Source organism: Hydrocoleum sp. CS-953 (genome assembly GCF_002260545.1).
In the GTDB taxonomy this organism is placed as follows: Bacteria; Cyanobacteriota; Cyanobacteriia; order Cyanobacteriales; family Microcoleaceae; genus Trichodesmium.
This window is the reverse complement of the sequence record NZ_LGSU01001208.1, coordinates 1-7,954: the sequence shown is the minus strand read 5'-3', so window position 1 is coordinate 7,954 and position 7,954 is coordinate 1. Positions and strand designations below refer to the sequence as shown.

6 protein-coding genes and 1 tRNA gene are annotated in these 7,954 nt (G+C 35.0%); 4 read left to right on the top strand and 3 right to left on the bottom strand.

Translation table 11 applies throughout. From position 1 onward, the window contains the following. Nucleotides 1–316: 316 nt before the first annotated feature. On the bottom strand, nt 317–1,015 hold the full coding sequence (locus tag AFK68_RS45805; protein WP_094674500.1) for a calcium-binding protein: 699 nt from the start codon (nt 1,013–1,015) through the stop codon (nt 317–319). 16 nt (nt 1,016–1,031) lie between these two features. Continuing rightward, nucleotides 1,032–1,395 (bottom strand): calcium-binding protein (locus AFK68_RS45800; protein ID WP_371357466.1); only part of this gene is annotated, 364 nt, incomplete at its 3' end. 1,113 nt (nt 1,396–2,508) lie between these two features. Between AFK68_RS45800 and AFK68_RS20045 the strand changes: the two genes are divergently transcribed. Continuing rightward, nucleotides 2,509–2,598 (top strand) — tRNA-Ser (locus AFK68_RS20045). 210 nt (nt 2,599–2,808) lie between these two features. On the opposite strand, the gene AFK68_RS20040 is transcribed toward AFK68_RS20045, so the two are convergent. Then, the gene (locus AFK68_RS20040) at nt 2,809–3,735 is read right to left on the bottom strand and encodes a serine hydrolase (RefSeq protein WP_094674496.1); all 927 of its coding nucleotides are present in this window, start codon (nt 3,733–3,735) and stop codon (nt 2,809–2,811) included. A 1,081-nt stretch (nt 3,736–4,816) separates the two neighbouring features. Here AFK68_RS20040 and AFK68_RS20035 point away from each other — a divergent pair. The 3 genes from AFK68_RS20035 (at nt 4,817) to AFK68_RS20025 (ending at nt 7,739) form a co-directional block, all read left to right on the top strand. After that, nucleotides 4,817–5,104 carry a hypothetical protein gene (locus AFK68_RS20035; RefSeq protein WP_094674494.1) on the top strand — a complete coding sequence of 96 codons (288 nt, stop codon included), beginning with the start codon at nt 4,817–4,819 and terminating at the stop codon, nt 5,102–5,104. 48 nt (nt 5,105–5,152) lie between these two features. After that, nucleotides 5,153–6,616 (top strand): glycosyltransferase family 39 protein, encoded by a 1,464-nt coding sequence (locus tag AFK68_RS20030; protein WP_094674492.1) that lies wholly within the window; start codon nt 5,153–5,155, stop codon nt 6,614–6,616. A gap of 226 nt (nt 6,617–6,842) precedes the next feature. Beyond that, nucleotides 6,843–7,739 (top strand): UPF0104 family protein, encoded by an 897-nt coding sequence (locus tag AFK68_RS20025; protein WP_371357465.1) that lies wholly within the window; start codon nt 6,843–6,845, stop codon nt 7,737–7,739. Nucleotides 7,740–7,954: the final 215 nt, after the last annotated feature.

Genomic DNA, 7,954 nt, shown 5'->3' with positions numbered 1-7,954 from the left:
CTGACGGACTGCTCCGCAAACATGTCGCGCAGCGTTAACGCGCGTTGTGCGGAACGCTAAACAGTTATCAGTTAACCTCCGACTTAAAGTCGGAGGCTTGAAATACTGAGTTAAATATTTTTTTCATCCCCTTAAAAGGGGAGGCGCATACCCTCATTTTTTGGTAATTTAATCTGATGGTTAAACTCGTTAATTTAACGTGTAACCCACCCCTACTATATAAAACAAAATTCCCCCCTAAAACGTAGGAGGGAGTTAGAATTTTCATTCTTGGGTTACACCCATATTTAAAACCGCATCTATATAATAACCAGACTTAGAAAATTTCAAAGTCAGTATTTTGTAATGGGTTCTCAGCATCATAAACAGTATTATCAACCCGAGCAAATGCTACTTCATCACCAGCAAGTGTTGTTGGGTTGTAGTATACTAAACCTTCATTAGGGTCATAGATAATAGCTGCTGAACTGTTTCCTTGAGTTACAGGATTGAAACCTGAAATTACGTCAAACTGTTCTTCTGATAGTTCGCTGCCAGTAGGTGTACCTGTTAAAGCATTAAATGCCGCATCCTCTGGAACTGGGAAGTTAGCAGCTAGAACTATCTTATCTCCCTCACCCCGATTAAAGTCTGTCAGGGAGTCAATTCCATAACTACCATCTGTACTAAACCAGAAGAAGAAATCATCAGCACCAGCGCCACCTGTTAAAGTATCATTACCCCTTGCACCAGATAGGGTGTCATCCCCTATACCACCACTTAGACTATCATCATCTTTACCTCCATCAAGGTTATCATTACCTGGACCACCTATGACAACATCATTACCTGCATTACCCAGTACGGTGTCATCTCCAATACCACCGCTTACTACGTCATCTCCGCGATCGCCGAAGATAATGTCTGCTCCTTCATCACCTTCTACAGTATCATTATCTTTACCACCTCTAAGGCTATCGTCTCCGTTTCCTCCTGTTATGGAGTCATTTCCTTCATTACCTTGAATGGAGTCGATGCCAGTACCACCAGCNCGCGATCGCCGAAGATAATGTCTGCTCCTTCATCACCTTCTACAGTATCATTATCTTTACCACCTCTAAGGCTATCGTCTCCGTTTCCTCCTGTTATGGAGTCATTTCCTTCATTACCTTGAATGGAGTCGATGCCAGTACCACCAGCTGCAGTATCACTACCTGGACCTAATAAAACTCTATCATCACCACCACCTGCTCCCACCAGGTCATTGCCAGTCGAAGTTGCAATATTGTCAGGACCAGTGCTCCCTGGAAGACGATCGTCTCCAGGTTGTCCTACTATGTTAAGTCCCCCATTATCGTTGGGGTTACTGCTTACTGGATCTGTTTCGGTACCTGGTGGAACTACTTGTATACTCACTTGCTTACCTCGTTTTTTAGAATTTACTATTGCTAATTTATCTGTAATTTGCTCAAAGAGCTAATTTTTAGATTCTGTATAGATGACCTTTTCGTTCATTTATATCTTTGTTTATAGGGATAATTTAACCCTTGTAAATTTAGACATTACAAAGATTATGATTGTTCCCCTTTATTCAACCCTTACCTGATGAGATAATTCTTATTTCAGGAGATTAGGCCAGGAATATTTCTGCTACGGACAGATACATTTTTTAGAAAGTTCTAAGTGATGTATTGTTTAGCATACTTTTGCATCTTTAAGAATATATTTGATCATCTACCGGATAAATCCGAGTAGATCCTTTAGAGGAGGTGCTAATCAGGTTAAAACCGTGATTATTATTTTCCCCTACCCTAGTACCAAGAAATTTGTAGCTCCTCTAGCTAGTGTCAATTATCACTACTTTCTCAAGTCCAAGACTATTGAGGCTACTTTGTAGTATTAATCGATTGACTCAAATTCAAATTTTAATAACAACCTGCTGAGGGAAGGGCTAAGAATAGAGTGGATTACACCTAATTAACTTTTTTAATTAATTACCATTTAACTACAATATCCCAAACCTATCAGGTTTTCACCATGTTATTAAAAGTCTTTGTATTTATACAAATTAGAGGATATTTAACTACACTTTAAAAACTACCATGGGGTTCTTCTGCCACCACATCAATAAAGGTGGTGGTTTCCAAACTTTCAGGAGTTTTTGATAATTTTCTTTGAACAAGAAATATGAACATTTTACAGTCTATCATAGTCTTGTTGATTGTCAATTGACCAATTTACGGATTAATCTAAAATTTTCCTGGGAACAAATTTTAAATTTACTCCGTCTTCTATTTTTCTTATATTAAATTTGTATTGATTACAAATTAAAATAATCCGTAAATATAACAATGTTGGTTAAATTTTTCAAGTGATGTTTTGACCGAAGTAAAAGGGTACATTTTTGTGATAGTTTGGAAAAGCTCAAAGTAACAAGTCCTAACTCCTAAGTGCTCCACTGAAAAATAATTTGAAAATAGGCTTGCCATAACAAAAAAACATCTGCTATAATAAATATCTGTTACCCCAGGAGAGGTGGCTGAGTGGTCGAAAGCGGCTCACTGCTAATGAGTTGTACGGGAGAACCCCGTACCGAGGGTTCGAATCCCTCCCTCTCCGTTTTATTAGTAGGGACGTTCCATGCAACGTCCCTACAGTTATCAGCGCTGACTGCTAAAACTGGTGACTGGAAATACTAAATTTGATTATAGAATTCACCCCTAGTCAACTGATACAGCTAATAGGTGTGAATAAGGAGAGGTTTATCTAATCTTGAGATTGACCATTCGAACTTTCGACTAAAAACCCGCCCCTACTATATAGGTTTGCTCAAAATTTTTTCATTGCCTCTACAAACTTTTGGGACATATAAGGTAATATTCTCTCATTCCTACTAATCTCTTTGCCTTCTGTAAATATAACTAAGAGATATGGCTGAAGATTTGGTAACTCTATATAAGCAAAATTGTGACGTACATAAGTACCTACAATTCCTGTAGACCATACATTAGCATTTTGAGGAAGGTTCTCATCTAAAAAACCTATAGCTTGGCCTTTACTTCTATCTTTTGCGCCTTCTTGGCTAGAATTTTTCTGTAACAAATTCATCATTTTCTCTGAAGCTTGAGGAGATACTGCAATGCCACCCACAATACTATGTAATAAACGAGCTGTAGCATTAGTTGTGAGTATATTCCGATTTTCCATCAATAATCCTTGGAAAATGTGTTCTCGACCATAAGGACTATCAGACCATGTTTTTTGATTAATATTAATGGATTTTAACTCAGGCCACTTGAGAGATTGAAAATAACGATTAACAAAATTACGTTGATATTTCCAAGTTTGAAAAGGTCCTGGTGATAATTCAGGTCCACTGGTAGTTCCCGTTAAAACATCCACAACTAGACCAGTCGCATCGTGATTTGAAGAAAGGATCATATCTCGAATTGCTCTTTCTAACTCTGGTGAAGTTTTGACCATTCCTTTCTCTAGCCATTCATAAATAGCTACCAGATAGAATAAATGGACTATTTTTCCAGGATATATCCGCTCATCACCGCGATCGCTCCAACCACGCACTTGCTTTTGCCAAAATTCTGTGGGATTATTATTATTTCTGGTTCTTGGTGAATGGTAAACTAACCAAGTTATAGCTATTTGCTCAGAAGTTAATTCTGAAAATTCTAACTTGGTTGCTTCTATAATATCTTTACCCAGGATATTTAACTGTTCATCTTTATCAAAGAAGGTCATTTCAGTTATTAGTTATCAGTTATCAGTTATCAGTATTTCCTGTAATAAGGAGGCTACGAAAATTCGGAATTTTCTTTTTTATCCCCTTGTAGAGCGACAGCTCGCGGCGCAGCAAAGGGGAGGCTTGATACCTTATTTTTTGGTCATTATAGAAAAGGAAAGTTAAGAGTGAATAATTTAGATAATATTCACAAACAGGAAAAAATGTTTACCTAATAATATACGAAATCCCTTAGTTTATATATATTTTTTTTTCAATCTCTGGGACGAGGGAATTCTTTTAATCTAATTATTCTTCGGCGATTTTCAATCAGGTATATTTTTAGGAATACTGGTTTGAATAATAANGAAAAAATGTTTACCTAATAATATACGAAATCCCTTAGTTTATATATATTTTTTTTTCAATCTCTGGGACGAGGGAATTCTTTTAATCTAATTATTCTTCGGCGATTTTCAATCAGGTATATTTTTAGGAATACTGGTTTGAATAATAAGGTTGCAATTTAGATTTCTAGCTTTCTTAAATATTCTGTAAAAAATGCCAGATTCACCAAATTTATATATACAAAATTTCAATTATGGCCTGGATATTTTATAAATAACCCAAATATGATTTGTATAGTATTTTAATTAAGTCTGGAACACTTGCTGAGGCTTTAATAATTAATTGAAAGGGCTAACAACATTCTCTCTATCCCTTTCTTATTTAAAATGACTATATCTAAAATTTCCATCAGTGACTAATTATCAATTATCTAACCCAGATTTCGCAGGTTTAGTCTAGGCATAGCGGTTGAAAAAATTTAACACACTATTGGTAGCACATGAGTATTTATATTGACCTTATCAGTAGTGGTCAAAGCCTATATATAAACTCTACCCATAGTAGTGCGGAATGTCAGATCTAATACCATTTCTCAAAACTATTGCTATATTTGATTGGATGGGGTAGGGACGTTGCATAAGGGCGTCCGTACACATAATAATAATTAACATTAACTGACTAATTATTAGGGAATAATTTATTTTATCTATTTTAATTACTTGATAACTGAAGTGTGAGTCAAGTATAGCATTAATGCCTGGTAATTGGTATAATACTCTTGAGTACCAATGCCAGGCTAATATCAATATTTATGACTCTGATAAATGTGATTCTTTGGCAACTCAAGCAGCAAGTGGACGATATTTACAAATCATTCAGTCTCAGGAAAAGTCTGCCGCAGTTATGGTAAAATTTATAGAGGAGGAGTATCCTGGATGGTTAGTAAATACAAACTTTGACAAGATTCAATCTGCGCCAACTGTTTTCCCACCTCATATTAGTTTCTATCAGTTTGCAAGTGCTTTTACTAAAAAAACATAGTCTTCAAAAATTGTACAATCTAATTTTTTAAGCCTGGTAATATAGTTGATGTCTAATGCTTTTCAGAAGTTGATTTACCCTATCAAAAAAAAGGAATGGTTTCCTATTGTATTGATTCTTGTTTTAGCGTGTTTTTTGTACTTTTACAGAATCAATTTCCGAGGTCTATGGATAGATGAATTTATCAGTGTTTTAGATGGGCGCAAGATGGATCTTAATAAGGGCAGGCTACTCTACTATGTTCTTTTAAATCCATGGATTAACATTTCTGATAATGAAGTATGGTTGAGAGTTCCAGCTATTATTTTTGCAGTAGTATCTGTATATCTAATTTATAGATTAGGTAATGACTTTTTTAGCAAAAAAGTTGGTCTTCTTGCAGCATTTTTACTAACTATTTCTCCATTATTTATCAATCATGCTCAAGAAATTAGATACTATACAATGAGTGTTTGCCTGGGGCTTTGTGGATGTCTTGGTCTCGCACATTCTCTGAAGCAACCAGATAAAAAACTTCCACGATTAATATGGGTTGTAGGTAGAATTTTATCCTTTTATACTACACCTTTAAATGCAGCCTTTTTGGTATCAGATATTCTGATTTTATGGCTTAAGTTTAAGTTCAAAATTTCTAGATTAATTAGTTATCTTGTTCTATATTTAACAATTATTGTTGTCAGTATTCCTGTAGCTATTTCTGTGAAGAGTGATTCAGGCTCACACCGAGTGATGTTACCAATTCCTGGTATAAAAGAAATCTTCCGAGAGCTAAGAATAATGACTGTGTTTGCTCACCCTCCACAACCACCTTATATAGCATTATTGATTCAAGTTGTAGCTTTAATTGTTGCTACAGTTATTCTTCGAGCAATTATTCAAAAACATCGCACTCAGGAAGGTGTATACGTAGCTTTATGGGGAATTATACCTGCTGCATCTATTTTTGTTTTTTCTAATATATTCTACTCAATATGGAACAGTCGTTACCTAATAATGTCTCAGCCATACTTTATACTACTTGTGGCAATTGGCTTTTTTAAGGTTTTAGATTGGCAAAAAATAATTGGAGTCCTGGTGGCTGTAATATATATGTTGGCCGTTAGTTTAGGTTTAGTAACTTATTATACAAGCTCGAAGCGATACATGGGGGCATTAGACCATTACAGACCAGTAGCACAATTGATTGAAGGTCAAGATAGAGAAGGTGACATAATCATTTACTCTGCAGCTCATGGCACTTCTTTTCCTCTAACTTACTATTATCGAGGCTCTGCACCTATATATCTAGATAAAAGAGAAGAAAAAGATCAATCAAATCTTCAAACCCATTTAAAAAATTGGATTGAAAGTTTACCTCCTACATACTCACGTATATGGTTTATCTATTACGGAGGAGATATGAACATTTTTAAGTCTGTATTTGCAGAACAATTTACAATTGAATCACAGGAAATTATTGGTAATGCAAATATATTATTGCTGATTCCTAAGTTGGATAAAAATGACTACTAGGATGTTAATTTCTGGACAACAAACAAATAAACTTCGTAAGGATTCAGTTATGAGCATTTAGGTATAAGCTTTTAGAATAAAGTTTTAATTTTAGCTCAATTTATCAATTAATTTTACTTCCTCTAAAAGCAATAGCTGATGGCTGAATACTTACACAATTTAGAGGGAAAAGGCAAAGAGTTAGCAGTTATCAACTCAGTTAGTTTTGTACTTTATGAAAAAAGTTTTGTCGGGCATTAAACCTTATCTGCGGTGGATTATTTTAGGACTAACTCTATTTTTTCTAGCTCAAACTCTCAAAGACAACTGGGCACAAGTGCTTGAGATTAGGATTAGTGATTCTGGGTGGGTAAGTTTAGGAGCTGCTTTTATCATCACAATTATGGCTCATGTATGGTCTGGAGTGGTCTGGTTTTGGATTATTAAAGAGTTTCATCAAAAGGTTAATTTGCGGTGGGCAATTAGAGTATATCTGCGAACAAATGTTGCTAAGTATTTACCGGGAAATATATGGCATTTTTATAGCCGAATTGATGCAACAAAACAAGTAGGAGTACCTGTTGAAATTGCAATTTTAAGTGTGTTAATAGAACCACTTTTAATGGCTGCGGCAGCTTTAGGAGTGGCTTTAATTGGTTCTACTCAAGAAAGTTGGTTTTTACAATTTTTGTGTTTTTTGGCAGTAATTTCTATTGTTCATCCACGAATTTTAAACCCAGTAATTAAATATTTAGTTAAAATAAAATTAAAAGTCAAAAAATCTGATTCAGAGGTAGTTACTGAATTAAATTTGGATCACTATCCAATCAAGCCTTTTTGCGGAGAATTTTGTTTCCTGCTGCTTCGAGGTTCTGGATTTTTATTGACTATATTGGCGTTCAATTCTATTGAATTTAATCAAATTTTATTAATATTTAGTGTGTTTAGTTTATCATGGTTATTAGGTTTAGTTGTGCCAGGAGCGCCTGGAGGTGTTGGGGTATTTGAAGCAACTGCTTTAGCTTTACTTGAGCAAAAATTTGATCCTGGTATTGTGTTAAGTGCTGTTGCATTTTATCGTTTGATTAGTGTTTTAGCTGAAACTTTTGCTGCTGGTTTAGCTTGTTTGGATCAAACAAAGTAAGAAGGAAGAAGGAAGAAGGAAGAAGTGAAAAGTCAACTTATACCAACTTCAGAAAATATTGCTACAGTGACTAAACAGGGAACAGAGAACAGGGAAAGAAAAACATAATAAAAAAGAGGAAAAAAGATGGAATTTTATTTAGTAATTTTCTTGCACTTTTTTCAAGCTTTAAGTAGTAGAATATATATCGCAGTCCTATATAGGTTGTGTAATAC